Origin of the sequence: Myxococcus sp. AM011 (assembly GCF_013372595.1) — a bacterium.
GTDB classification, from domain to species: domain Bacteria; phylum Myxococcota; class Myxococcia; order Myxococcales; family Myxococcaceae; genus Myxococcus; species Myxococcus eversor.
In genome coordinates this window covers 1-582 of the sequence record NZ_JABXEM010000611.1, presented here as the reverse complement: position 1 = coordinate 582, position 582 = coordinate 1, and the positions used below count along the sequence as shown (strand labels likewise).

The window sequence follows — 582 nt, the reverse complement described above, 5'->3', positions numbered from 1 at the left end:
TCCCCACCCCACGCCACCGTCCCGGTGCACCGGAGGTCCCCATGACGACGGGCCATCCGCTCGCGCTGCGTCCGGGGATGAGGGTGGGCCCCTGGCGCGTCCTCGGCCGGCTGGGGCAAGGGGCCTTCGGCGCGGTGTTCCAGGTGGAGCACGGCGGCCGGCTCCATGCGCTCAAGTTCGCGCTGCGAGGACCGGGCAGCGAGGACCTGGACCGCACGGACGCGCGGGCCATCCGCGAGCTGGCGTGTCTGCTCCACGCGGTGCATCCCCACGTCGTGCGCGTCTGGGCCCACGGGCGCTGGCCCGACGCTCGGACGGGCTTCCACTACGTCGTCCTGGACTACGTGGAAGGCGCCACCCTGGCCGCGTGGGTGAAGCGCGAGGCCCCCTCCGCGCGTCGCGTGGCGCGCCTGTTCTCCCGACTGGCCCGGACGCTCGGGGAGCTGCACGCGCGCAACGTGTTCCACCGCGACCTCAAGCCCTCCAACATCCTGGTGCGCGCCGTCGATGACGCCCCTGTCCTCGTCGACTTCGGCAGCGCGAACCACGCCGAGTCCCTCCCCCTCACCGAGGGCCCCCTCC

Annotated in this window: 1 protein-coding gene; it reads left to right on the top strand. The window is 74.1% G+C overall.

All coding sequences use genetic code 11. From position 1 onward, the window contains the following. Window positions 1-41 precede the first annotated feature (41 nt). On the top strand, window positions 42-582 hold a 541-nt coding region (locus HUW62_RS47650; RefSeq protein WP_176438227.1), incomplete at its 3' end, for a protein kinase.